Origin of the sequence: Streptomyces sp. SirexAA-E, assembly GCF_000177195.2 — a bacterium.
GTDB classification, from domain to species: Bacteria; Actinomycetota; Actinomycetes; order Streptomycetales; family Streptomycetaceae; genus Streptomyces; species Streptomyces flavovirens.
Genome location: NC_015953.1, coordinates 3,686,190 through 3,711,585, shown reverse-complemented (window position 1 = coordinate 3,711,585; position 25,396 = coordinate 3,686,190). Strand labels below are relative to the sequence as shown.

Genomic DNA, 25,396 nt, shown 5'->3' with positions numbered 1-25,396 from the left:
ACATGAGCGAGCCACCCCGTCAGCTCTGCCCCTCCCACCACTCCTTGAGCGCCGCGATCGCCGCGTCACGCTCCATGGGCCCGTTCTCCAGGCGAAGTTCCAGGAGAAAGGCGTAGGCCTTCCCGATGACCGGTCCGGGACCGACGCCCAGGATCTTCATGATCTCGTTGCCGTCCAGGTCCGGGCGGATCGCGTCCAGCTCCTCCTGGTCCTTCAGCTGGGCGATGCGCTCCTCGAGTCCGTCATAGGTGCGCGACAGGGCGTTCGCCTTGCGCTTGTTCCGCGTCGTGCAGTCCGAGCGCGTCAGCTTGTGCAGCCGGTCCAGCAGCGGACCCGCGTCCCGCACATACCGGCGCACCGCGGAGTCGGTCCACTCCCCGTCGCCGTACCCGTGGAAGCGCAGGTGCAGCTCCACGAGCTTGGAGACGTCCTTGACCATGTCGTTGGAGTACTTGAGCTCCGTCAGCCGCTTCCTGGTCAGCTTGGCGCCCACCACCTCGTGATGGTGGAACGAGACCCGGCCGTCCTTCTCGAAACGCCGCGTCTTCGGCTTGCCGATGTCGTGCAGCAGGGCGGCGAGCCGCAGCACGAGGTCGGGGCCCTCTTCCTCCAGATCGATCGCCTGCTCCAGGACCGTCAAGGAGTGCTCGTAGACATCCTTGTGACGGTGATGCTCGTCACGTTCCAGCCGGAGCGCGGGGAGCTCGGGCAGTACACGATCCGCCAGTCCCGTCTCCACGAGCAGGCCCAGCCCCTTGCGGGGGTGACCGGACAGGAGCAGCTTGTTGAGCTCCTCGCGGACCCGCTCGGCCGAGACGATCTCGATGCGTCCGGCCATGTCCGTCATCGCCGTGAGGACATCGGGTGCGACCTCGAAGTCCAGCTGAGCCGCGAAGCGGGCGGCCCGGAGCATACGCAGCGGGTCGTCGGAGAAGGACTCCTCGGGTGTGCCCGGAGTGCGCAGCACACGCGCCGCCAGGTCGTCGAGACCGCCGTGGGGGTCGACGAACTCCTTCTCCGGCAGCGCGACGGCCATGGCGTTGACCGTGAAGTCACGGCGGACCAGGTCCTCCTCGATGGAATCCCCGTAGGAGACCTCCGGCTTCCTCGATGTCCGGTCGTACGCCTCCGACCGATAGGTCGTGATCTCGATCTGGTAGCCGTCCTTCTGCGAACCGACGGTGCCGAAGGCGATTCCGACCTCCCACACCGAGTCGGCCCACGGACGGACGATCTTGAGCACGTCCTCGGGGCGGGCATCGGTCGTGAAGTCCAGGTCGTTGCCGAGCCTGCCGAGCAATGCGTCGCGGACGGACCCCCCGACCAGAGCGAGCCGGAAGCCGGCCTCCCGGAATCGGCGGGCGAGGTCGTCGGCGACCGGGGACACCCGCAGCAGTTCACTGACTGCGCGGTGCTGCACCTGGCTCAGTGCACTGAGGTTGTCTTCGTTGGCGTTCGGCACAACAGAAAAGGGTACGTGCACCGACCGACCCGGGCGGCATCGTTTCCCGGCTCCCTGCGAGACTCTCCCGATCATGGGGCGCAGTCCGTGGCACTGAGCTCTCGGCCGCATCGTTACCATGCGTGGACGCAGAGACCGGCAGGACCGACAACCAGCCGACGACGACGAGGGACGGGTACGCGTGGCCGAGGCGGCAGACTCTCAGGGGATGACTACCTCTCCTGCCCGCCGGTGGCTCCGGCGCACAGCCTCCTTGCTCGTCGGGGTACCCCTGCTGGCAGGGCTCCTCACGGGTCCTGCGGCCCTCCCGGCCCAGGCCGCCGGTACGAGCAAGGCCGCCACCGGCTCACGGACGGTCGCTGTGTCCCTGGACACGCTCGCTCCGAGCGCGCCGGTCGAAGGCGACACCCTGACGATCTCGGGCACGCTGACCAACAAGGGCAAGAAGACGGTCAAGGACGCCGAGGTCGATCTGCGCGTCGGACCGAGGCTGTCCGGCCGGTCCGCGGTGGACGACGCCGCCTCTCGCACCGGCTACCTGCCCGGTGGCGACCCGGCCAAGCTCGGGGACCCGTACACGCTGAAGGTCCCCGCGCTCGCCTCCGGGGTCAGCCAGGACTTCACCCTCACCGTCCCTGTGGACAAGCTGGAGCTGGGAGAGGAGGGCGTGTACCAGCTGGGGGTCTCCCTCACCGGCCAGACCTCCGAAGCCCCTTACGACCAGGTACTCGGCATCCAGCGGACCTTCCTGCCGTGGCAGCCCGAGGACACCGGAAGCAAGACGAAGCTGACCTTCCTCTGGCCGCTGATCGCCTCCGCGCACGTCACGGCCGAGACGGGCTCCGACGAGCAGCAGACCCCCGTCTTCGCCGACGACGACCTCGCTCTCGAGCTCGCTCCCGGTGGCCGGCTGGAGCAGATGGTCTCGCTCGGCAGCGGGCTCCCCGTGACGTGGGTGATCGATCCGGACCTGCTGGCCTCGGTCGACGCCATGACGAAGAACTACCGCGTCAAGACCGGCGACACGACGGTCGCCGGGACGAACCAGGCCATCGCACGGCAGTGGCTCACCTCGCTGCAGTCGGCGGTGAAGGACAGCACCGTGGTGGCCCTGCCCTTCGCCGACCCCGATCTCGCGTCGATCGCCCACCGGGGCAAGAACGTCTCCGGGACGCTCAGCCATCTGCAGACGGCGACCGAGGTGGCGGGCTCGACCGTGGAGACCATCCTCCATGTGAAGCCCTCCACCGATTTCGCCTGGCCGGTCGACGGCGCCATCGACCCCTCCGTCGTCGATGTCGCCACCTCGGCCGGCGCGCACAAGGTGATCGCCAGGAGCGACAGCCTCGAAGAGGTCGGCGGCCTGTCGTACACCCCGACCGCGGCCAGACCCGTCGGAGGCGGCACCACCGCGGTCGTCGCCGACCACCGGCTCTCCACCGCCTTCACGGGCGACCTGGCCAAGGCCGGCAGTTCGACACTGGCCGTGCAGAAGTTCCTCGCGCAGACATTGGCCCTGACCGAGCAGGAGCCCGACAAGGCCCGCAGCATCGTCGTGGCTCCGCAGCGGACGCCCACGGCGGCCCAGGCACAGACCATGGCGCGCGCCCTGCGGGCCCTCACGGACGAGCACTGGACCGAGCCCCTCGACCTGGTGGCGGCGGCCGGGGAGAAGCCGGACGCCCGCGCCACCACCAAGGTGCCCAGGGCCTCCGCCTACCCGAAGAAGCTTCGCAAACAGGAGCTCCCCACCCAGGCGTTCCAGGACATCCGTACGACGCAGGACTCGCTCAACAGCTTCCAGGTCATCCTCACCCAGCCCGACCGGGTGGTGACGCCGTTCGGAAACGCGGTCAACCGCGCCGTGTCCACGTCCTGGCGTGGCAGGCCGTTGGAGGCCCAGCAGTACCGTGACGCCGTCCGGTCCTATCTGAAGAGCCTCACCACCGAGGTGCAGCTCATCACGAAGTCCGACGTCACACTCTCCGGACGCAGTGCGACGATCCCGGTCACCGTGCAGAACAAGCTGGTCCAGGGCATCGATCACCTCGTGCTCCGGCTGACGTCGGGCAACTCCACCCGCCTCAAGCTGGACGACGGCGGGGCGATGGCCGAACAACCGGTCAAGATCGCGGGCGGGCACAGCCAGTCCGTGAAGTTCGACGCCTCGGCCAACGCCAACGGCCAGGCCCAGGTCACCGCGCGGCTCTTCACCCAGGACGGGACACCGTACGGCGAGGAGATGACCTTCACGGTGAAGGTCTCCGAGGTCACACCGACGGTGCTCCTGGTGATCGCGGGCGGCCTGCTGCTGCTCGTCCTCGCGGGGATCAGGATGTACACCCAGCGCAAGCGCGCGGCGGCGGGTGACACGGAGGAGAACGACGGCGGCGAACCCGAGCAGCCGAGTGACCCGACACCGGACACCGGTCCGGAAAGCGGGAACCCTTCGGGGACGGGTGAGAAAGTGGACCGTTGAGCGATGTCTGTCGTGGCCGGTCGGCCGGGGACAATGAGGTGGGGTTTCGATGAACGCGCCGTACGACGGTGACCGCGGCCAGGGCGCGGGCGGAGCTGGGGCGCCCAGCGGTCCGCCGGTGCCTCCGGGCCCCGGTCAGGACGGGGCCGCACCCGACCCGTACCTGCAGCACGCGTACGACCACGATCCGTACCGGTCCCAGGATCTCGCCGCCCAGGACCCGGTCGCGGAGGCCCTGTACGACCGGGCCTCCCACCCGCCGCCGCCCCCCGGGACCTACCAGGAGCCGCAGGCGCTCTACCAGCAGCCTCCCGCGGCCCAGTACCCACCGGACCCCCGTGTCTGGGCCCAGACGCCGCCACCGGAGCCCGCAGGCCCTTCACGACACCTTCCCTACGGGGACGACGCGGCGACCACCCAGTACGTGGGCGTGGACGACCTGGTCACGCAGGCCGCCGAGGTCCCGGCTGAGCCCGACGCCTTCGCGCACCTCTTCCGCGACCAGCAGCAGGGCTCGGGACGGCCTCCCGAGCCGCCGGCCGAGCCTGAGGCCGCTCCGGCCCCGGTACCGCCGAAGTCGGGTGGCCGTGCCTCCGGGATACTGAAGTCGAGCGCCCTGATGGCGGCCGGGACCCTGGTGTCCCGGCTCACCGGTTTCGTCCGCAGCCTGGTGATCACGGCCGCCCTCGGCGCGGCGCTGCTCGGTGACAGCTTCACGATCGCCTACACCCTGCCGACGATGATCTACATCCTCACCGTGGGCGGCGGGCTCAACTCGGTCTTCGTGCCCCAGCTCGTCCGGTCCATGAAGGACGACGCGGACGGCGGCGAGGCCTACGCCAACCGGCTGCTCACCCTCGTGATGGTGACGCTCGGGGCGATCGTGGCCCTGGCCGTCTTCGCCTCGCCGTGGCTCATCCACACGATGTCGCCGACCATCGCCAACGACGCCGCGGCCAACAGCGTGGCCGTCACCTTCGCCCGCTACTGCCTGCCCACCATCTTCTTCATGGGCGTCCACGTGGTGATGGGCCAGATCCTCAACGCCCGCGGGAAGTTCGGGGCGATGATGTGGACCCCGGTCCTCAACAACATCGTCATGATCGTCACGTTCGGGCTCTTCATCTGGGTCTACGGCTCGTCGGCCGAGTCCCGGATGGGCGTCGAGACGATCCCGCCGGAAGGTGTCCGCCTGCTGGGCGTCGGCACCCTGCTCGGCCTCGTCGTCCAGGCCCTCGCCATGATCCCCTACCTCCGCGAAACGGGGTTCCGCTTCCGTCCGCGCTTCGACTGGAAGGGCCACGGGCTCGGCAAGACGGTCAGGCTCGCCAAGTGGACGGTCCTCTTCGTCCTGGCGAACCAGGCCGGCGTCATCGTGGTCACCCAGCTGGCGACCTCGGCCGGCAAGCTCTCCGGCAAGGACGGCACCGGCTTCCTCGCCTACTCCAACGCCCAGCTGATCTGGGGCATGCCACAGGCGATCATCACCGTCTCGGTCATGGCGGCCCTGCTGCCCCGCATCTCCCGCGCCGCCCACGACAACGACCCCGGTGCCGTCCGCGACGACATCTCGCAGGGGCTGCGCAACTCGGCGGTGGCGATCGTGCCGGTCGCGTTCACCTTCCTGGCGCTCGGTCTGCCGATGTGCACCCTGCTCTACGCCTCCAGCGGCACCGAGGCGGCACGGTCCATGGGCTTCATCCTGATGGCGTTCGGGCTCGGCCTCATCCCGTACTCCGTGCAGTACGTCGTGCTGCGCGGCTTCTACGCGTACGAGGACACCCGCACGCCCTTCTACAACACCGTCATCGTGGCGGCGGTCAACGCCGCGGTCTCCGCCCTCTGCTACGTGGTCCTTCCGGCCCGCTGGGCCGTCATCGGCATGGCGGGTGCCTACGGCCTGGCCTACGCGGTCGGCGTCGGCATCGCCTGGCGCCGACTGCGCAACCGGCTCGGAGGCGACCTCGACGGCGCCCGCGTGGTGCGCACCTACGCCCGTCTCTGCCTGGCCGCGGTTCCCGCGGCGGTGGTCGGGGGTGCCGTCGGTTTCGCCCTGCTGAAGACCCTCGGCGAAGGAGCCGGCGGGTCGGTGGTGGCCCTGGTCTGCGGCAGCGTGGTCCTGCTGGGCATCTTCTACGTCGCGGCGAGGAAGATGCGGATCGAGGAGCTCAACGGCATGGTCGGCATGGTCCGCGGACGGCTCGGACGCTGAAGTTCCCGCCGGCCGCACAACCATCACCGGACACCGCGTGTCGTGCATAGCACCGGAGTGTGGGCACAATTGGCCTGTGCAGAGCTGGCTGGCATCGCGCAACGGATGGGGAGGCAGGAACGACGGTGGCGGAACGTAGCACGGCTGCCGTCGACGTGGCCGACAACAGCGGCGACAAGCCGCTGACCGCCAAGGCGGACAAGGCCACGACCGACGGGACGGAACCCCAGGACGCCAAGGGCGCGGGCCCTGACGGCACGGACGACGGCCGGACGAGCCCGGACGCCGTGCCGGCGGCACCCGATCTGCACAGCGGCCACAAACTGGCCAAGCGCTACCGCCTCGAGGAGTGCATCACCCGTCTGGACGGATTCAGCAGCTGGCGCGCCGTCGACGAGAAGCTGCGCCGCGCGGTGGGCGTTCATCTGCTGTCCGCCGACCATCCGCGCGCCCGCTCGGTCCTGGCTGCCGCCCGCTCCTCGGCCCTGCTGGGAGATCCCCGCTTCGTCCAGGTGCTGGACGCCGTGGAGGAGGACGACCTCGTCTACGTCGTCCACGAATGGCTCCCGGACGCCACGGAGCTCACCGCGCTGCTGGCGGCCGGCCCGATGGAGGCTCATGACGCGTACCAGCTCGTGAGCCAGCTCTCCCAGGCCATGGCCGCGGCCCATCGGGAGGGCCTGTCGCACCTGCGGCTCACTCCGGGCGCCGTGTTGCGCAGCTCCACCGGCCAGTACCGGATCCGCGGCCTCGCGGTGAACGCGGCGCTGCGGGGCGTCACCGCCGAGCACCCGCTGCGTACGGACACCGAGGCCATCGGGGCCCTTCTCTATGCGGCCCTGACCCGTCGCTGGCCGTACGAGAACGACGCCTACGGCCTCACCGGTCTCCCCAAGGACCTGGGGCTGATCCCGCCCGACCAGGTACGCGCGGGCGTCCACCGGGGCCTGTCGGAGCTCGCCATGCGCGCGCTCGCCAACGACGGCGCCACGGCGTCACGGCAGGAACAGCCGTGCACCACACCGGACGAGCTGGCCAAGGCCGTCGCGGCCATGCCCCGCGTCCTGCCCCCCGAGCCCGTTTTCACGGCGCCGCCCGAGTACCAGCGCACGACCTATCAGCAGGGCACCTACGGACGGCCCTCCGCCGTCCCGGCCTCCGCCACGCAGCCCGTCGTCCAGGCCCCGCCGCCGCCCCTCCAGAGCCGTACCGGCAAGGTGCTCAAGTGGGCGGTGTCCGCCCTCCTCATCGCAGCGCTCGGACTCGGCAGCTGGCAGCTCGCGGAGACCGTCATCGACCACGGCAAGGACAGCACCGAGCCGACCACCACGCAGAACACCGAGACCGACAGCGACGACAACAACGCCCCGGAGCCCAGCAAGCCCGTCACCATCGTCGACGCCCAGGACTACGACCCGCTGGGTGACGGTTCCGAGAAGCCGGACTCGGTAAAGAGCGCCTACGACGGAGACACCAGCTCCTACTGGCCGACGGACGGCTACTACACCACGGACTTCGGCAGGCTGAAGGAAGGCGTCGGCATCGTCCTCGACCTCGGCACGTCCCAGCGGGTGGGCAGCGTCGACGTGTCCTTCCTCGGCGGCGAGACCTCGGTCGAGCTCCGGACAGCGGACAGCGCGTCGATTCCCCCGCTGCCGAACGGATTCACCAAGGTCGCTCAGGGCTCCGGAACGAAGGTGTCCCTCAGCCCCGACAAACCGGTGCAGGCGCGCTACCTTCTGGTCTGGCTCACGAAGGTGCCGTACAGCAGCGACGACGGCAAATACCGGGGCAAGATCTCGGACATCAAGATCACCAGCTGACGGCACCAGGGGAGGGGGCTCACCGTTGGACGACGCCAGATTCGCCGACACCAGCGACCAGGATCTCCTGGATCAGCATGTCGCAGGCGAACCGGACGCCTTCGGTGAGCTCGTTCGCCGCCATCGTGACCGTCTCTGGGCCGTGGCCCTGAGGACGCTCGGTGATCGCGAAGAGGCCGCGGACGCCGTGCAGGACGCTCTCGTCTCCGCCTTCCGCGCCGCACACACCTTCCGCGGTCAGTCCGCCGTCACCACATGGCTGCACCGGATCACCGTGAACGCGTGTCTGGACCGAGCCCGTAAGGCCGCCTCGCGCAGAACCGCGCCGGTGGATGACGCCGAACGGCTCGATCAGCTTCTGGAACCGCACGAATCCGCTGAGGCGCCCGCCGAACGACAGGATCTGCACCGCGAACTGCTCGCCGCCCTGGCCACCCTGCCCGCCGAGCAACGGGCCGCCCTCGTCCTCGTGGACATGCAGGCCTACCCCGTCGCCGAGGCCGCCCGCATCCTCGACGTCCCGACCGGCACGGTGAAGAGCCGTTGCGCACGGGGCAGAGCCAGACTGCTTCCCCTTCTCACACACCTGCGGAACGGCGGCGGTAAGAGCGGAGACAGCATGATGGAGAGGAACCGGACGCAGAGGGCATCCGTCCCACCACCGGCAGAACCGCACGACGCAGGCACCAGTGACCCCGCTGCGGTGAAGGGAGGAGGTGGTCACGCATGACATCGGCAGCTGACACGGCCGGGACGGATCAGCACCCGGACATCTCAGAGCTCTCCGACCTCACCGAAGGACTGGTGCCCGCCCCCCGGGCGGCAGTACTCCGCGACCACATCGACACCTGTGCGCAGTGCGGTGACGTCCACGCCTCGCTGGAAGAAATCCGCACACTGCTCGGAGACGTGCCCAGCCTCCTTCCCATGCCTGTGGAGATCGCCGACCGCATCGATGCCGCGCTGGCGGCGGAATGCCTCCCCGCGTCCGGGACGACGGCTTCTGCGGACTCGGTTTCACGTGAAACACGACAGCAGCCCTTGGACGGCACACCGGTCGCCCGTCCCGCCGGTCGCCCGAGGGCGGCCACCGGCCCGGGCCGGCGCGCGGCTGGGCGCCGTCGCCGCACCCTGATACTCGGGACCGCCTTCGGCGCCGCAGTCGTCGGGATGGGCGTCCTCCTGATGCAGTCGGTGCAGACGTCCGAGAACGCGGCTCTGAAGACCTCCGATCAAGGCGCCGAAACCATGGCGGACGCGCCCCGTGACTTCGCCGACGGCACGCTTGAGGGCCAGGTCCATGCCCTCCTGAGCGATGCCCCCACGCCCGATGCTCCGGGGACCAAGACCGTCGGCCCTGATTTGAGCGAACCCACGATGGACACCAAGTCGTCCCCGCAGGGCATGTCCCCCCGCACCGGTGTCTCCGGCGACCCCCTGCTCGCTCCCGTGGTGGACATGCCTCCGTGCATCCAACAGGGAACAGGGCGCGAGGCACCCGCTCTTGCCGTTGAGGAGGGCGCCTACCGAGGAACCCCTGCCTTCCTCGTCGTCCTGCCCCATGTGACCGACCCGAGCCGCGTGCAGGCCTACGTCGTCGACGCCGCGTGTGTCGGCTCGAGGCCCCCGTCGAAGGGACGCCTCCTCCTCTCCCACGCCTACACACGCTCCTGATCACCTCGCCGGGAAGCCGATCCGGTACTTCGGGAATGTGTGCCCCGTAGGATCCGTTGGGTGGGGTGAGAGTCGTGGAACCGACCCCAGTAGGCAGTAGGCAGTCCGCAGAGACGAGGAAGAAACCCGTGAGCGACGTCCGCAATGTGATCATCATCGGCTCCGGGCCGGCCGGTTACACCGCCGCCCTGTACACCGCACGCGCGTCGCTGAAGCCGCTGGTCTTCGAGGGCGCCGTCACCGCCGGCGGCGCGCTGATGAACACCACCGACGTGGAGAACTTCCCGGGCTTCCAGGACGGCATCATGGGCCCCGATCTCATGGACAACATGCGCGCCCAGGCCGAGCGCTTCGGTGCCGAACTCATCCCCGACGACGTGGTCTCCGTCGACCTCACCGGTGACGTCAAGACGGTCACCGACACCGCCGGGACCGTGCACCGCGCCAAGGCCGTCATCGTGACCACGGGATCCCAGCACCGCAAGCTCGGCCTGCACAACGAGGACGCCCTCTCCGGACGCGGCGTCTCCTGGTGCGCCACCTGCGACGGCTTCTTCTTCAAGGACCAGGACATCGCTGTGGTCGGCGGGGGCGACACGGCCATGGAAGAGGCGACGTTCCTCTCCCGGTTCGCCAAGTCCGTCACGATCATCCACCGCCGTGACTCCCTGCGTGCCTCCAAGGCCATGCAGGAGCGTGCCTTCGCCGACCCGAAGATCAGCTTCGCCTGGAACAGCGAGGTCGCCACGGTGCACGGCGACCAGAAGCTCTCCGGGGTCACCCTGCGCGACACCAGGACCGGTGAGACGTCCGAGCTCCCGGTGACCGGGCTGTTCATCGCCGTCGGCCACGACCCGCGCACAGAACTCTTCAAGGGTCAGCTCGAACTCGACGACGAGGGCTATCTCAAGGTCGATGCTCCGTCGACCCGCACCAACCTGCAGGGTGTCTTCGGCGCCGGTGACGTCGTCGACCACACCTACCGGCAGGCCATCACCGCTGCCGGGACCGGCTGCTCCGCCGCTCTCGACGCCGAGCGCTTCCTGGCCGCCCTCGCCGACGAGAAGCCGGCCGAGCCGGAGAAGACGCCCGCAGTCTGAACCCCCTCCTCACCCACACCCCCCGAAGTTAAGGAGGTCGCCGTGGCCGGCGCCCTGAAGAACGTGACCGACGCCTCTTTCGATGAGGACGTCCTGAAGAACGAGAAGCCCGTCCTGGTGGACTTCTGGGCTGCCTGGTGCGGCCCGTGCCGCCAGATCGCTCCTTCTCTGGAGGCCATCGCGGCCGAGCACGGCGACCAGATCGAGATCGTCAAGCTCAACATCGACGAGAACCCGTCCACCGCTGCCAAGTACGGCGTGATGTCCATCCCGACGCTCAACGTGTACCAGGGTGGAGAGGTCGCCAAGACCATCGTCGGTGCCAAGCCGAAGGCCGCGATCCTTCGCGACCTTGAGGCCTTCATCGCCGAGTAATAGCGCTGAAGCGATGTTTCACGTGAAACGGGCTCGTCCTCCGGGGCGGGCCCGTTCCGCGTGTCCGGCCACCATGCCGGGCCGCCAGGCCGTGTCCGTCCCGTCTGCGGGGGAACGAGGGTCGGACAAGAGGAAACACGGTCAAAGCGGCCTGAGCACGGGCTCCTTCTGTACGGCGCCCAACAGCCTGTCCAACGCCAGCTCGACGTCCTCCTTCCAGGAGAGCGTCGTCCGTAGCTCCAGCCTCAGCCGTGGATACGCCGGATGCGGGCGTACGGTTTTGAACCCGACCGCCAGCAGGTGGTCCGCGGGCAGGACACAGGCAGGTTCCTTCCATCGGGCGTCCCCGAAGGCCTCGACCGCTCGGAAGCCCCGCCGCAGCATGTCCTTGGCTACGGTCTGCACCAGTACCCGACCCAGCCCCTGTCCCTGGAACCCAGGCAGAATCAGAGCGGTCATCAGCTGCACGGCGTCTGGGGAGACCGGGCTCGTGGGAAACGCCGTGGACCGCGGCACGTAAGCAGGCGGTGCGTAGAGGACATAGCCGGCCGCGACATCATCGACATAGACGACCCGCCCGCAGGAGCCCCACTCCAACAGCACGGCCGAGATCCAGGACTCCTTCTCCACCTCGGGCCTACCCGCTTTTACTGCGGCTTCCCCGCTGACCGGATCAAGCTCCCAGAAGACGCACGAGCGGCAGCGCCTGGGGAGGTCCGAAAGGTTGTCCAAGGTGAGCGGTACAAGCCGACGCCCCATGTAGGCGGTTCCTCGCTTCCTTCGCCCGCCGCTTCACGCACGGCCGCCAGCGCATTCCGTTCACGGAACAGGCTGCCGACGAACCCTCCGACGGCTCCCAGCCCCAACCCGACTGTCACCAGGTGGCTGCGATGCACTGACCGCACGGCCCCGCCTCCTCTGAGGTGGTTCACGGTGGTGGATACGCCCTACCAGAACGCATCGTATCCACCCAGACCTGATGCGGATACCGAGAAAAAGCAAAGGGCGGGCCTCGTCCCGGATCACTCCGGACCTCAGCCCGCCCTCTCGTCGTCCGCCGTGGCCGGCGGACGGTTCAGTCCTCGTCCTCGGCCTGCTCCTCCGCGACGCTGCGCTCCAGCACGCGTCCCTCACCCGGCGCGAGGCTGCCGAGGATGCGGTCCAAGTCCTCCATCGAGGCGAACTCGACGACGATCTTCCCCTTCTTCTGCCCGAGGTCGACCTTCACCCGCGTCTCGAAGCGGTCCGAGAGCCTGGAGGCCAGGTCTGTCAGCGCCGGGGAGACACGCCCTCCGGCCCGGGGCCCCTTCGGCTTCGCCGAGCTGGCGAGTTCGGACCCACGAAGGTTGACGATCTCCTCGACCGCACGCACCGACAGACCCTCCGCGACGATGCGGTGAGCGAGCCGGTCCTGCTCTTCGGAGTCGTCCAACGACAGCAGTGCCCGCGCGTGGCCGGCCGAGAGAACACCCGCCGCCACCCTGCGCTGCACCGGCGGGGAGAGCCGCAGCAGCCGCAGTGTGTTGGACACCTGCGGGCGTGACCGCCCGATGCGGTCGGCCAGCTGGTCATGCGTGCAGTTGAAGTCCTTGAGCAGCTGGTCGTAGGCTGCCGCCTCCTCCAGCGGGTTCAGCTGAGCCCGGTGCAGGTTCTCCAGGAGCGCGTCGAGCAGTAGCTTCTCGTCGTCGGTCGCCCGGACGATCGCCGGGATGTCCTCCAGTCCCGCTTCGCCGCAGGCGCGCCAGCGCCGCTCACCCATGATGAGCTCGTAGCGCTCGTCTGCCACCTTGCGCACGACCACAGGCTGAAGGAGCCCGACCTCCTTGATGGAGGTGACCAGCTCGGCAAGGGCGTCCTGGTCGAAGACCACGCGCGGCTGCTTGGGGTTCGGCGTGATCTGGCTCAGCGGGATCTCGGCGAAGTACGCTCCGGCCGAATCCGTTCCTCCCACGACACTTTCCAGGTCTCCGGGGGAACTCGGCTCGGGCACCACCGGGCTGGACGACAGCGCCGTCACCTTGGCCGCGGCCACACCCCGGTCCGTGGTCCGTACAGGGCTCGTCCCGGCCACGCCCAGGCCTGCACCAGGAGCCGATACCTGCTTCTCCTGCGGAGCTGCGGGGATCAGCGCACCGAGCCCACGCCCCAGCCCTCTACGACGCTCACTCACTGCATGCCCTCCGAATTGCTCTGCTGGTGGTTCTGAACGCCCTGCTGGGCATGCTGCTGAGCCTCGTAGTGGATCCCGACGCCCCTCAAAGCGATCTCACGGGCCGCCTCGAGGTAGGACAAGGACCCGCTGGAGCCAGGATCATAGGTCAGTACGGTCTGCCCGTAACTCGGAGCCTCCGAGATGCGCACCGAGCGGGGAATGCTCGTCCGCAGCACTTCCTTTCCGAAGTGGCTGCGCACCTCCTCCGCCACCTGGGAGGCGAGCCTGGTCCGGCCGTCGTACATGGTGAGCAGAATCGTCGATACGTGGAGATCGGGGTTCAGGTGCCCCCGGACCAGATCGACATTACGCAGCAGCTGGCCGAGGCCCTCCAAGGCGTAGTACTCGCACTGGATCGGGATGAGCACCTCGGCACCAGCCACGAGCGCGTTGACGGTCAGCAGACCGAGCGACGGCGGGCAGTCGATGAGGATGTAGTCCAGCGGCTGGTCATACGCCTGGATCGCCCGCTGTAGCCGGCTCTCCCGCGCCACCAGCGAGACCAGCTCGATCTCCGCACCGGCGAGATCGATGGTGGCCGGGGCGCAGAAGAGGCCTTCGACGTCCGGGACGGGCTGAACCACCTCGGAGAGAGGCATGCTCTCCACCAGGACGTCGTAGATGGAGGGAACTTCCGCATGGTGGTCGATTCCCAGAGCAGTGGAGGCGTTCCCCTGCGGGTCGAGGTCCACCACCAGGACGCGCGCACCATGCAGTGCGAGAGAAGCGGCAAGGTTGACCGTCGAAGTCGTCTTGCCCACGCCACCCTTCTGGTTGGCGACGACCATGATGCGTGTCCGGTCAGGGCGGGGCAGGCCCTCGCCGGCGCGGCCGAGGGCCTCGACCGCCAGCTGGGCCGCCCGACCGATGGGAGTGTCGTCCATCGGCGGCGGTGTTTCACGTGAAACACCGTCCCCCATGGACTCGGTACGGGGACCGGGGACCGGATCGGTCATCGGTCCCGCGGTGTCGGCGTCGGACCGCAAGGATTCACTCTCCTCGACTTCAGGCTCGCAATGAACAGAGCCTGCCATGCTTTCGGGGTAGCGAACCAGCGAGGCCGACTCTTCTGTGGACGAATCCACTTCTGTGGACAACTCCGTGGCCCGTACGGGAGCCCGTACGGGCTTACGGTCGCGCGGTGCGGTAGACGCGCGACCGCGACCGATAATTCCCTGCAGGAGAGAGCGACGTTTCACGTGAAACACGATGCCCCTGCCGCCGAGTGCCGTGGTTTCGACACTCCGCAGACAGCAGATATCGCTGCTTTCGTGGAGCATCCACCAAAAACCGACCTAAAAGGGATGGATTGGTCGCGCCGCGTAACCAGTGCGTCTTCAGCGACGCCGACGCGTCCGGCTGGTCCTCGCGGCCTTGGCTCGCTTGGCGGCGAACCTCACGCCGCCCGGACTCTCACCGACGACGACCCGCACCACCGTGGACATCGGCTCGACGACCCCCTCACCGACGTGCAGCACCTCGGTCTCCACCACTCCGAGCTTGCTCAGAGCGGCCCGTGCGCCCTGGATCTCCTCCTCGGCGGTGCCGCCCTTCAGCGCGAGCATCTCCCCGTAGGGCCGCAGCAGGGGGACCCCCCAGCCCGCGAGCCGGTCGAGGGGAGCCACGGCCCGCGCCGTCACCACATGGACAGGGGGAAGCGATCCGAGGACCTCCTCCGCCCGACCGCGTACGACGGTCACGTGGTCGAGGCCCAGCAGCTCGACGACCTCCTGGAGGAAGTTCGTCCGGCGCAGCAGCGGCTCCAGGAGCGTGATCTTCAAGTCGGGGCGTACCAGCGCCAAGGGGATGCCGGGCAGCCCTGCCCCGGACCCCACATCGCACACCGTGACACCCTCGGGAACCGCTTCGGAGAGCACCGCGCAGTTCAGCAGGTGGCGTCCCCACAGGCGTGGCACTTCACGAGGACCGATCAGGCCCCGCTTCACCCCGGCGTCCGCCAGGAGCTCGGCGTACCGGACAGCCTCCGGAAAGAACTCTCCGAATACCGCCCGCGCCTCCTCGGGCGCCTCAGGGAGCTCTGTTTCCTCCGTCACGGGGACCGTCCTTCCATACCGCACTAGCGCACTGTGGGTGGCTGACAAACAGGCTGACAAAGATCGGCCCCGCCTGCGAACAGACGGGGCCGAGCGTACAAGGGTCCGGTCAGGCCGGAAGAACGACGACGAAGCGCTGCGGCTCCTCGCCCTCGGACTCGCTGCGCAGGCCGGCCGCGGCGATCGCGTCGTGCACGACCTTGCGCTCGAACGGGGTCATCGGCTCCAGCCTCACGGGCTCGCCCGAGCTCTTGACTTCGTCCGCCGCCTTGGCGCCCAGTGCGGCGAGCACCTCACGCTTCTTGGCGCGGAATCCGGCGATGTCCAGCATGAGGCGGCTGCGGTCACCGGTCTCACGGTGCACGGCCAGGCGCGTCAGTTCCTGAAGGGCCTCCAGCACCTCGCCGTCGCGCCCCACGAGCTTCTGCAGGTCACGCGCCGAGTCGCTGATGATCGAAACCGCGGCCCGGTCCGCCTCCACATCCATGTCGATGTCGCCGTCGAGGTCGGCGATGTCGAGCAGACCCTCGAGGTAGTCGGCCGCGATCTCGCCTTCCTGTTCGAGGCGGGTCAGGGTGTCGCTGCCCTCAGCGGCCGTGGTGGTGGTGCCTTCCGTCACGGATGGACTCCTTCTTACTTCTTGGACGGGTGCTTGGGCCGCTGGGGGCCCTTGCGCTGTCCGGACTTGGCTTGGCGTGAGGAACCGGACGCAGCGGACTTGCCCGCCGACTTCGGCTTGTCGACCTGTGATGCGTCCTGCTTCGTCAGGGAGGTCTTGGGTCCGGCATCGTCGGCCGTTCCCGACTCCTTGGCCGCACCGGGCTGGGTGGCGGCCGTCTGACGCTTCGCCTTGGTCTGGCGCTTGGGCTGCTGCCGCTTCGGCGCGGCGCCGCCCTCGGCTTCGGTGAGGGCCGCTTCGCTCTTCTCCACGGTCCCGTCCTCCTGGGCGGCGAGGCCCAGCTTGGCGAGACCGGTGATGAACTTGCGCTCGATGTCGTTGCGGTCCGAACCCTTGGCCACGATCCGCTTGACGGTGTTGCGCCGCGTCCTGCCCCGTACCTGCCCGTGCGTGGTGACGCTCTTCAGCAGCCGGCTCAGGTACTGCTCCTGCGCCTTGCTGCCCGGAGTCGGGTTCTGGTTGATCACGTACATCTGCTGACCCATGGTCCAGACGTTGGTGGTCAGCCAGTAGACGAGGACACCGACGGGGAAATTGATACCCATGACCGCGAAGATCAGGGGGAAGATGTACATCAGCATCTTCTGCTGCTGCATGTACGGGGTCTTGACCGTCAGGTCGACGTTCTTCGTCATCAGCTGGCGCTGGGTGAAGAACTGCGAGGCCGACATCATCACGATCATGATCGCGGTGACGACCCGGACGTCGGTCAGTGAGGCACCGAGCGCCGCGACCTTGTCGTCACTGTCCATGAACTTCGCGGCCAGCGGAGCACCGAAGATGTGCGCCTGACGTGCGCTGTCGAGCAGCGGCTGGTCGATGACGCCGATCGTCTTGCCCGAGGCGATGGCCGAGAGCACGTGGTACAGGGCGAAGAAGAACGGGGACTGCGCCAGGATGGGAAGGCACGAGGAGAGCGGGTTGGTCCCGGTCTCCTTGTACAGCTTCATCATCTCTTCGGACTGACGCTGTTTGTCGTTCTTGTAGCGCTCCTGGATCGCCTTCATCTTCGGCTGGAGCACCTGCATGTTCCGGGTCGACTTGATCTGCTTCACGAAGAGCGGGATCAGGCAGATCCGGATCAGGACCACGAGGGACACGATGGACAGGCCCCAGGCCCAGCCCGTGTCGTCACCGAAGATCGCTCCGTACAGCTTGTGGAACTGGACGATGACCCACGAGACAGGTGTGGTGATGAAGCTGAACAGACTGGCAATCGTGTCCACTAATCAGGCTCCTTGAGCATTGGGCGAGGTCTCTGTGGCCGGGCTCGAAGGGTCGGACACCGACCCCCGGGCAGGCACATCGGCGGCGGAGTCCCCGCCCTTGCCGCGACCCGCATGGCTGCGCAGCAGTTCGTGCCAACGCGGACGTTTGCGTGGCGGTACGTGATCCACGCCGCCGGGTGACCACGGATTGCAACGCAGGATGCGCCATGCGGTCAGCGCCGTTCCCTTGATCGCACCGTGCCGGTCGATCGCCGTATATCCATAGTGGGAACACGACGGGTAGTAACGGCAGACAGGCCCGAGAAGCGGGCTGATCGTCCACTGATACAGCTTGATGAGAGCCAGCAGCGGGTACTTCATCGCGCGCCCCCTCCCAGCAGCCGCTCCAGAGCGGCGTCCAGGTCTCGGGCCAGCTGTGCATGATCGGCATCGCCCGATCCAGGCAACGCTCGTACGACAACAAGGCTACCGGGGGGCAGCAGAGCCAGCCGGTCACGCATCAGATGGCGAAGCCTGCGCTTCACCGCGGTGCGGACGACCGCTCCACCCACTGCCTTGCTGACAACGAAACCCGCACGTGGCGGGGGAAGGCTCTCCCCCGGCACGTGCGGGTCCGTAGCACCGCTGCGTAGATGTACGACGAGCGACGGGCGGCCGGCCCGGCGTCCCCGGCGTACCGCGGTCGCGAAGTCCTCGCGCCGCCTCAGCCGGTTCTCGGTAGGCAGCACGTCATGACCTGGCCGCGATCAGGCGGACAGGTTGGCGCGACCCTTGCCACGGCGGTTCGCGAGAATCGCGCGGCCGGCACGGGTACGCATACGCAGCCGGAAGCCGTGGGTCTTGGCGCGACGACGGTTGTTCGGCTGGAAGGTGCGCTTGCTCACTCGGGGGCTCCAGAAATGATTCGTGTGTTGGCGGGACATCGCCTGGCTGTCACCGTGCGCCCACGAGGAACTCGCGTAAACGCCTTAGTGCACCGCTTCACAATCACAGGATCGTGATGTTTGCCCATCGGAGGCAGGCGGCAGCAGCCATCGACAACTCGACCTGGTCACGGTACGCGCGGCCGCGCCATTCGGTCAAACCAGCTCCACACGACCCCGTTCTGTACACAGCCTGTGGACAACGACTTGAACCGCGCGGGTCGGCCTGACTACCGTGGCTGAACTCCGGTTCCTTTCCTTCCCCCCTGCCGGGCCTCACCCGACCCGACCCATCCCGTCCCGAGAAGCACACATTCGTGGGACATGCGAGAGAGCGTGCCTTGTGGCTGATGTACCTGCCGATCTTGCCGCAGTGTGGCCACGCGTGCTGGACCAACTCCTCGGGGAGGGTCAGCAGGGCATCGAGCCGAAGGACAAGCAGTGGATCGAGCGCTGCCAGCCGCTGGCCCTCGTGGCGGACACCGCGCTGCTGGCCGTGCCCAACGAGTGGGGCAAGCGCGTCCTGGAGGGCCGGCTCGCGCCACTGATCAGCGAGACGCTGACCCGTGAGTGCGGGCGCCCGATCCGGATCGCGATCACGGTCGACGACTCCGCGAACGAGCCGCCCACCCCGCCCGCGCCGCCCATGCACCAGCAGCACCAGTCCCAGGGACAGCAGCCCCACCACTACCAGGGGCCGCAGCGGGACGAGCAGCCGCGCAACGACGTGTACGACGGCTACGGGCACCGCCCGTCCGACGACGGCATGCCCACGGCCCGTCCCGCCTACCCGGACTACCAGCAGCAGCGCCCCGGTGCCTGGCCGCGCAGCCAGGAGGACCTGTCCTGGCAGCCCCGGCACGGCGGCTACCAGGACATGGACCCGTACGCGAGCACGCGCCCCCAGCAGCCGCAGCACGACTACCGTCCGCAGCCGCCGGAGCGCCAGGGCTACGAACCGCAGCGCGACGGACGCGACCGCCACGACATGCAGGAGCAGCAGCCTCCGCACCACCAGGGCGGACACGGGCGGGCCGGCGGCCCGCCCGGCTCGCAGTCCGCGCCGGCCCCGGGGACGAACGAGCCCCATGCCCGGCTGAACCCGAAGTACCTCTTCGACACCTTCGTCATCGGCGCGTCCAACCGCTTCGCGCACGCCGCGGCGGTCGCCGTGGCCGAGGCTCCCGCGAAGGCGTACAACCCCCTGTTCATCTACGGGGAGTCGGGGCTGGGCAAGACCCACCTCCTGCATGCCATCGGGCACTACGCGCGCAGTCTCTACCCGGGCACCCGGGTGCGGTACGTGAGCTCCGAGGAGTTCACCAACGAGTTCATCAACTCGATCCGCGACGGCAAGGGCGACACCTTCCGCAAGCGGTACCGCGACGTGGACATCCTCCTGGTCGACGACATCCAGTTCCTGGCGAGCAAGGAGTCGACGCAGGAGGAGTTCTTCCACACCTTCAACACGCTCCACAACGCCAACAAGCAGATCGTGCTCTCCTCTGACCGGCCGCCCAAGCAGCTGGTGACGCTGGAGGACCGGCTCCGCAACCGCTTCGAGTGGGGCCTGACCACCGATGTGCAGCCGCCCGAGCTGGAGACGCGTATCGCGATCCTGCGGAAGAAGGCGGTGCAGGAGCAGCTCAACGCACCGCCGGAGGTGCTCGAGTTCATCGCCTCGCGGATCTCGCGCAACATCCGCGAACTGGAGGGCGCGCTCATCCGCGTGACCGCCTTCGCCAGCCTCAACCGCCAGCCGGTGGACCTGGGGCTGACCGAGATCGTGCTCAAGGACCTGATCCCGGGCGGCGAGGACACCGCGCCCGAGATCACCGCTCCGGCCATCATGGCTTCCACCGCCGACTACTTCGGGCTGACGGTGGAGGACCTCTGCGGATCCTCGCGCAGCCGCGTCCTGGTGACGGCGCGCCAGATCGCCATGTACCTCTGCAGGGAGCTCACCGATCTCTCCCTGCCCAAGATCGGGGCGCAGTTCGGCGGCCGCGACCACACGACCGTCATGCACGCCGACCGGAAGATCCGCGCGCTGATGGCGGAGCGCCGCTCCATCTACAACCAGGTCACCGAGCTCACCAACCGCATCAAGAACGGCTGACGACCGCCCAGCCGCGCCGAAGGGCGCCCGCGAGGACTGTATACAGAGGTCCCGCCGGGCGCCCTTCGGCGTATCCGGCCCCGCTCCTGTTCGAATTACGGCTGTCACCTGCGCCTTCTCCACAGATGGAGGAGGAATCTGGCGTCCACAGCCTGGGGACTGGGAAGTTGTCCATATTGCGTCCACAGGGCGTCCTGCCGATACTCCATCAGGCCAGGTCACGCGCCTGGGGATTTGTGGTCAACCGTGATCCACAGCCTGTGGACAGAATCTGGCCCCTGAGGCGCTCGCCCGTGTTGTCCACCGGCGGCCCACAGGCCAGCCCCTGTTGTCCCCAGGTTTTCCCCGGTTCCCCACAGGGCTGTCCACTGTTCGGCAACGCAACACCCTCTTTCACTGCCGAGAGTGAAAGGCGTCACACCAAGGTCGTCGATTGAGCTGTGGGGAACGTGGGTAAAGCTGGGGACAGCCCTGGGGAGAAGTGCACCCCGCCTGTGCATCGGGTGTGCAGAACTTTCGCGTGTCCACAGAGACGCCTAGTTGTCCACGGGTGCCGCCCACAGGCGCGGTGGACAAAAAACGGCTACTGACCTGCGAAAACGACGTTATCCACGGTTTCCACAAGGCCTACTACTACTACCACTCAGAGTTAGCCAGGAATCAGCTTCGAAGTGGGCCCTGTGCACAACTCGGCCTCGGAGCGTCACGCGCCTCTCGGCGCGACTTGACCCCGAGCAGCAACGAGTGTCGGTGCCGTACGTCAGACTGGACCCCGGCGGTCTCCCCGGCCCATCGGCAGGGAGCCTCCACCAGACGACGAAGGCCAGCAGGGCGAGCGAGCAACAGCAGGAGGCGGTTCCGGTGAAGATCCGGGTGGAGCGCGATGTACTCGCGGAGGCGGTGGCCTGGGTGGCCCGCAGCCTCCCGGCCCGTCCGCCGGCGCCCGTTCTCGCGGGCCTTCTGCTGAAGGCCGAGGACGGAGCACTCAGCTTCTCCAGCTTCGACTACGAGGTGTCGGCACGGGTCTCGGTGGACGCCGAGATCGAGGAGGACGGCACGGTCCTCGTCTCCGGCCGGTTGCTCGCCGACATCTGCCGCGCCCTCCCCAACCGCCCGGTGGAGATCTCCACCGACGGTGTACGGGCCACGGTGGTCTGCGGCTCCTCGCGGTTCACCCTCCACACCCTTCCTGTGGAGGAGTACCCGGCGCTGCCGACCATGCCGACGGCGACCGGCACCGTCCCCGGTGAGGTCTTCGCCTCCGCCGCCGCCCAGGTCGCCATCGCGGCCGGACGGGACGACACCCTGCCGGTGCTCACGGGCGTCCGCATCGAGATCGAGGGCGACACGGTCACCCTCGCCTCCACCGACCGCTACCGCTTCGCGGTCCGCGAGTTCCTGTGGAAGCCGGAGAACCCGGACGCCTCGGCCGTCGCCCTGGTGCCCGCCAAGACGCTCCTGGACACCGCCAAGGCGCTCACGAGCGGCGACACGGTCACCCTGGCCCTGTCCGGCTCCGGTGCCGGTGAGGGCCTCATCGGCTTCGAGGGTGCCGGCCGGCGTACGACGACGCGGCTGCTCGAGGGCGACCTGCCGAAGTACCGCACGCTCTTCCCCACCGAGTTCAACTCGGTCGCGGTCATCGAGACGGCCCCGTTCGTCGAGGCCGTCAAGCGCGTGGCCCTGGTCGCCGAGCGGAACACCCCGGTGCGGCTCAGCTTCGAGCAGGGGGTGCTGATCCTGGAGGCCGGTTCCAGCGACGACGCACAGGCTGTGGAAAGGGTCGACGCCGTCCTGGAGGGCGACGACATCTCGATCGCCTTCAACCCGACCTTCCTGCTGGACGGGCTCAGCGCGATCGACTCCCCGGTCGCCCAGCTGTCCTTCACGACGTCGACCAAGCCCGCCCTGCTCAGCGGCCGTCCGGCCGTGGACGCCGAGGCGAACGACGCCTACAAGTACCTGATCATGCCGGTCCGCCTCTCCGGCTGACCCGGCGGTCGTTCCTGTCACGGCAGCGGCCGGCGGGCGTGTTCGGCGCTGAGCACACCCGCCCCGCCGCCCCGGCCGGGCGTAGGCTCGGTCCTGGGTACGAATCGGCACAACGCTTAAGGAATCTTCTGATGGAGCTCGGTCTCGTCGGTCTCGGCAAGATGGGCGGCAACATGCGCGAGCGCATCCGCCGCGCAGGCCACACCGTCATCGGATACGACCGCAACCCGGACGTCGCCGATGTCCACAGCCTCGAAGAGCTTGTGGGCAAGCTCAAGGGTCCGCGCGTCGTGTGGGTGATGGTCCCGGCGGGCGCCGCGACCCAGTCCACCATCGACGAGCTGGCCGAGCTGCTCTCCCCGGGTGACGTCGTGGTGGACGGCGGGAACTCCCGCTGGACCGACGACGAGAAGCACGCCGTCGAGCTGGGCATCAAGGACATCGGGTTCGTCGACTGCGGCGTCTCCGGTGGCGTCTGGGGCCTGGAGAACGGCTACGCCCTGATGTACGGCGGCACCGAGGAGAACGTCGCCAAGGTCCAGCCGGTCTTCGACGCGCTGAAGCCCGAGGGCGACTTCGGTTCCGTGCACGCGGGCAAGGTCGGCGCCGGCCACTTCGCGAAGATGGTCCACAACGGCATCGAGTACGCCATGATGCAGGCGTACGCCGAGGGCTGGGAGCTGCTGGAGAAGGTCGACTCCGTCACGGACGTGCGTGAGGTCTTCCGCTCCTGGCAGGAGGGCACGGTCATCCGCTCCTGGCTGCTGGACCTGGCGGTCAACGCGCTGGACGACGACGAGCACCTGGACAAGCTCCGCGGTTTCGCCGCGGACTCAGGCGAGGGCCGGTGGACGGTCGAGGCGGCCATCGACAACGCGGTGCCGCTGCCCGCGATCACCGCGTCGCTCTTCGCGCGCTTCGCCTCGCGGCAGGACGACTCCCCGCAGATGAAGATGATCGCCGCGCTGCGCAACCAGTTCGGCGGCCACGCGGTCGAGAACAAGAAGTAGTCACACCAGCACACGCAGAGCACGAAGCAGGAAAGCGGGAAGGCCGGCGACCATGCACGTCACGCATCTCTCGCTGGCCGACTTCCGCTCGTACGCCCGGGCCGAGGTTCCTCTCGACCCGGGCGTCACCGTGTTCGTGGGGGCCAACGGCCAGGGCAAGACCAACCTGGTCGAGGCGGTCGGCTACCTGGCGACGCTCGGCAGCCACCGGGTCTCCTCCGACGCCCCGCTGGTGCGGATGGGCGCGGAGCGCGCCGTCGTCCGCGCCGCGGTCACCCAGGGCGAGCGGTCGCAGCTGATCGAGCTGGAGATCAATCCGGGCCGCGCCAACAGGGCGCGCGTCAACCGGTCCTCCCAGGTCCGCCCCCGTGACGTCCTGGGGATAGTCCGGACCGTGCTGTTCGCCCCGGAGGACCTGGCCCTGGTGAAGGGCGATCCGGGGGAGCGCCGCCGCTTCCTCGACGAGCTGGTCACCGCGCGTTCCCCGCGGATGGCGGGCGTCCGGTCCGACTACGAGCGGGTGCTGAAGCAGCGCAACACCCTGCTGAAGTCCGCCGCGATGGCCCGGCGGCACGGCGGCCGGTCGATGGACCTGTCCACCCTCGACGTCTGGGACCAGCACCTGGGCCGGGTCGGCGCGGAGCTGCTCGCCCAGCGGCTGGACCTGATCGCGACCCTTCAGCCGCTGGCCGACAAGGCGTACGCGGACGTCGCGCCGGGCGGGGGTCCGGTGGCGCTGGAGTACCGCAGCTCCGTCGGCCCCGAGGTGGGGCCCTCCCGCACCCGCGAGGAGCTGTACGAGCAGGTGATGGCGGCGCTCGCCGAGGCCCGCAAGCAGGAGATCGAGCGGGGTGTGACGCTCGTGGGCCCGCACCGCGACGACCTGGTGCTCGGACTGCGCGGGATGCCCGCCAAGGGGTACGCGAGCCACGGTGAGTCCTGGTCGTACGCGCTGGCGCTGCGGCTGGCCTCCTACGACCTGCTGCGCGGCGAGGGCAACGAGCCGGTGCTGGTCCTGGACGACGTCTTCGCCGAGCTGGACACCCGCCGCCGTGAGCGGCTGGCCGAGCTGGTGGCCCCGGGCGAGCAGGTGTTGGTGACGGCGGCGGTGGACGACGACGTCCCCGGAGTGCTGTCGGGAACGCGGTACGCGGTGTCCGAGGGCGCGGTGGAGCGGCTGTGAGCGACTCGTCGCAGATCCCCGAGCCCGCCTCTGCGGGGGCGAAGGAGCCCGAGCTGTCGGGCGTCGACCTGGCCCGGGTGGCGCTGCGGGCGGCGAAGGAGCAGGCGCGTGCCCGTGGCACGGCCGCGCAGCAGCGGAAACAGGCCGGACGTGGTGGCGGTCTGCGGTCGGGAGCCCGGTCCGACGGGCGGGACCCGCTGCCGCTGGGCTCGGCGATCAACCGGCTGATCACGGAGCGCGGCTGGGAGACGCCGGCCGCGGTGGGCGGTGTGATGGGCCGGTGGCCCCAGATCGTCGGGGACGACCTGGCCAAGCACTGCGTACCGGTGCGCTACGACGAGGAGCCGCAGGAGCGGGTGCTCACCGTCTCCTGTGATTCCACGGCGTGGGCGACGCAGCTGAGGCTGCTGGCTCCACAGCTGGTGGCGCGGCTGAACACCGATCTCGGGCACGGCACAGTGCGGATGATCAAGGTACTGGGTCCGGGGGGCCCGCAGCGGGGTTTCGGTCCGCTTCGCACCCCCGGCAGCAGAGGACCCGGCGACACCTACGGCTGACCTGGCCGTTTCCCTCTTCGCCGACCCGTCTCCCGCTCCGCGTACGGGCTCCGGAACCCCCACCGGGATGCCGGGATGGGCGGTCTGCGCCGGTTCGCACCGGCCGGCTCGGGTGAGGCGTCCCTCACCGTAGCGGGAGGTTGACAGCCCGAAGCGCTCAATGCCCGCGTGAGCCTCCCAGGGACCCGTCCTGAATATGGGGAGTCGTCAGCCGCTCATTCAGGGCGGCACATGCGTACTCAGGTACCGGCAAACCCCCATTCATGTCGGCGCTAGCGGTAGACTGGGGGCACAATCCCGCTTCCGTGCGGGA

General features: G+C 68.7%; 22 protein-coding genes. 12 read left to right on the top strand and 10 right to left on the bottom strand.

Annotated features, from left to right (window positions below; all coding sequences use genetic code 11):
* Nucleotides 1-19 precede the first annotated feature (19 nt).
* Nucleotides 20-1,462 carry a CCA tRNA nucleotidyltransferase gene (locus SACTE_RS16480; protein WP_019992490.1) on the bottom strand — a complete coding sequence of 481 codons (1,443 nt, stop codon included), beginning with the start codon at nucleotides 1,460-1,462 and terminating at the stop codon, nucleotides 20-22.
* 181 nt (nucleotides 1,463-1,643) lie between these two features.
* Here SACTE_RS16480 and SACTE_RS16475 point away from each other — a divergent pair, with 181 nt between their 5' ends.
* The 7 genes from SACTE_RS16475 to trxA all read left to right on the top strand — a co-directional run bounded on the left by SACTE_RS16475 (nucleotide 1,644) and on the right by trxA (nucleotide 11,125).
* Nucleotides 1,644-3,941 carry a DUF6049 family protein gene (locus SACTE_RS16475; protein ID WP_014047171.1) on the top strand — a complete coding sequence of 766 codons (2,298 nt, stop codon included), beginning with the start codon at nucleotides 1,644-1,646 and terminating at the stop codon, nucleotides 3,939-3,941.
* 49 nt (nucleotides 3,942-3,990) lie between these two features.
* Complete coding sequence (gene murJ, locus SACTE_RS16470; RefSeq protein ID WP_014047170.1) at nucleotides 3,991-6,153, top strand: murein biosynthesis integral membrane protein MurJ; 2,163 nt, start codon at nucleotides 3,991-3,993, stop codon at nucleotides 6,151-6,153.
* Between the two features lie 125 nt (nucleotides 6,154-6,278).
* Complete coding sequence (locus tag SACTE_RS16465; RefSeq protein ID WP_014047169.1) at nucleotides 6,279-7,976, top strand: serine/threonine protein kinase; 1,698 nt, start codon at nucleotides 6,279-6,281, stop codon at nucleotides 7,974-7,976.
* A gap of 25 nt (nucleotides 7,977-8,001) precedes the next feature.
* Complete coding sequence (gene sigM, locus SACTE_RS16460) at nucleotides 8,002-8,706, top strand: RNA polymerase sigma factor SigM (protein ID WP_014047168.1); 705 nt, start codon at nucleotides 8,002-8,004, stop codon at nucleotides 8,704-8,706.
* A complete protein-coding gene (locus SACTE_RS16455) occupies nucleotides 8,703-9,650 on the top strand; it encodes a hypothetical protein (protein WP_014047167.1) in 948 nt (315 codons plus the stop codon). The genes sigM and SACTE_RS16455 overlap by 4 nt, the downstream gene beginning before the upstream one ends.
* 128 nt (nucleotides 9,651-9,778) lie before the next feature.
* Nucleotides 9,779-10,750: a thioredoxin-disulfide reductase gene (gene trxB / locus SACTE_RS16450; protein WP_014047166.1), complete on the top strand. Its 972-nt coding sequence runs from the start codon at nucleotides 9,779-9,781 to the stop codon at nucleotides 10,748-10,750.
* Nucleotides 10,751-10,792: 42 nt separating this feature from the next.
* Nucleotides 10,793-11,125 carry a thioredoxin gene (gene trxA / locus SACTE_RS16445; RefSeq protein WP_014047165.1) on the top strand — a complete coding sequence of 111 codons (333 nt, stop codon included), beginning with the start codon at nucleotides 10,793-10,795 and terminating at the stop codon, nucleotides 11,123-11,125.
* Between the two features lie 141 nt (nucleotides 11,126-11,266).
* Here trxA and SACTE_RS16440 read toward each other — a convergent pair whose 3' ends face one another.
* The 9 genes from SACTE_RS16440 to rpmH form a co-directional block, all read right to left on the bottom strand.
* Nucleotides 11,267-11,884, bottom strand: coding sequence for a GNAT family N-acetyltransferase (locus tag SACTE_RS16440; RefSeq protein WP_014047164.1), 618 nt, complete (start codon nucleotides 11,882-11,884; stop codon nucleotides 11,267-11,269).
* Nucleotides 11,885-12,200: 316 nt separating this feature from the next.
* A complete protein-coding gene (locus tag SACTE_RS16435; RefSeq protein ID WP_014047163.1) occupies nucleotides 12,201-13,295 on the bottom strand; it encodes a ParB/RepB/Spo0J family partition protein in 1,095 nt (364 codons plus the stop codon).
* Nucleotides 13,292-14,371 carry a ParA family protein gene (locus SACTE_RS16430; protein ID WP_078492691.1) on the bottom strand — a complete coding sequence of 360 codons (1,080 nt, stop codon included), beginning with the start codon at nucleotides 14,369-14,371 and terminating at the stop codon, nucleotides 13,292-13,294. The genes SACTE_RS16435 and SACTE_RS16430 overlap by 4 nt, the downstream gene beginning before the upstream one ends.
* A 303-nt stretch (nucleotides 14,372-14,674) precedes the next feature.
* Nucleotides 14,675-15,391: a 16S rRNA (guanine(527)-N(7))-methyltransferase RsmG gene (gene rsmG, locus SACTE_RS16425; RefSeq protein ID WP_014047161.1), complete on the bottom strand. Its 717-nt coding sequence runs from the start codon at nucleotides 15,389-15,391 to the stop codon at nucleotides 14,675-14,677.
* A 109-nt stretch (nucleotides 15,392-15,500) separates the two neighbouring features.
* A complete protein-coding gene (locus SACTE_RS16420; RefSeq protein WP_014047160.1) occupies nucleotides 15,501-16,010 on the bottom strand; it encodes a R3H domain-containing nucleic acid-binding protein in 510 nt (169 codons plus the stop codon).
* A gap of 14 nt (nucleotides 16,011-16,024) precedes the next feature.
* The gene (gene yidC, locus SACTE_RS16415; RefSeq protein ID WP_014047159.1) at nucleotides 16,025-17,296 is read right to left on the bottom strand and encodes a membrane protein insertase YidC; all 1,272 of its coding nucleotides are present in this window, start codon (nucleotides 17,294-17,296) and stop codon (nucleotides 16,025-16,027) included.
* A gap of 3 nt (nucleotides 17,297-17,299) precedes the next feature.
* The gene (gene yidD / locus SACTE_RS33275; RefSeq protein WP_014047158.1) at nucleotides 17,300-17,659 is read right to left on the bottom strand and encodes a membrane protein insertion efficiency factor YidD; all 360 of its coding nucleotides are present in this window, start codon (nucleotides 17,657-17,659) and stop codon (nucleotides 17,300-17,302) included.
* Complete coding sequence (gene rnpA, locus SACTE_RS33270; protein WP_014047157.1) at nucleotides 17,656-18,027, bottom strand: ribonuclease P protein component; 372 nt, start codon at nucleotides 18,025-18,027, stop codon at nucleotides 17,656-17,658. The genes yidD and rnpA overlap by 4 nt, the downstream gene beginning before the upstream one ends.
* Nucleotides 18,028-18,045: 18 nt before the next feature.
* Nucleotides 18,046-18,183: a 50S ribosomal protein L34 gene (gene rpmH, locus SACTE_RS16410; protein ID WP_014047156.1), complete on the bottom strand. Its 138-nt coding sequence runs from the start codon at nucleotides 18,181-18,183 to the stop codon at nucleotides 18,046-18,048.
* Nucleotides 18,184-18,565: 382 nt separating this feature from the next.
* Here rpmH and dnaA point away from each other — a divergent pair, with 382 nt between their 5' ends.
* The 5 genes from dnaA to SACTE_RS16385 all read left to right on the top strand — a co-directional run bounded on the left by dnaA (nucleotide 18,566) and on the right by SACTE_RS16385 (nucleotide 25,083).
* Nucleotides 18,566-20,341, top strand: a complete 1,776-nt coding sequence (gene dnaA, locus SACTE_RS16405) for a chromosomal replication initiator protein DnaA (RefSeq protein ID WP_078492633.1) — start codon at nucleotides 18,566-18,568, stop codon at nucleotides 20,339-20,341.
* 861 nt (nucleotides 20,342-21,202) lie between these two features.
* Nucleotides 21,203-22,333: a DNA polymerase III subunit beta gene (gene dnaN, locus SACTE_RS16400; protein ID WP_014047154.1), complete on the top strand. Its 1,131-nt coding sequence runs from the start codon at nucleotides 21,203-21,205 to the stop codon at nucleotides 22,331-22,333.
* Between the two features lie 131 nt (nucleotides 22,334-22,464).
* Nucleotides 22,465-23,343: a phosphogluconate dehydrogenase (NAD(+)-dependent, decarboxylating) gene (gene gnd, locus SACTE_RS16395; RefSeq protein WP_014047153.1), complete on the top strand. Its 879-nt coding sequence runs from the start codon at nucleotides 22,465-22,467 to the stop codon at nucleotides 23,341-23,343.
* Between the two features lie 52 nt (nucleotides 23,344-23,395).
* Nucleotides 23,396-24,526 (top strand): DNA replication/repair protein RecF, encoded by a 1,131-nt coding sequence (recF, locus tag SACTE_RS16390; RefSeq protein ID WP_014047152.1) that lies wholly within the window; start codon nucleotides 23,396-23,398, stop codon nucleotides 24,524-24,526.
* Nucleotides 24,523-25,083, top strand: a complete 561-nt coding sequence (locus SACTE_RS16385) for a DciA family protein (protein WP_014047151.1) — start codon at nucleotides 24,523-24,525, stop codon at nucleotides 25,081-25,083. Before recF ends, SACTE_RS16385 begins: the two co-directional genes overlap by 4 nt.
* Nucleotides 25,084-25,396: the final 313 nt, after the last annotated feature.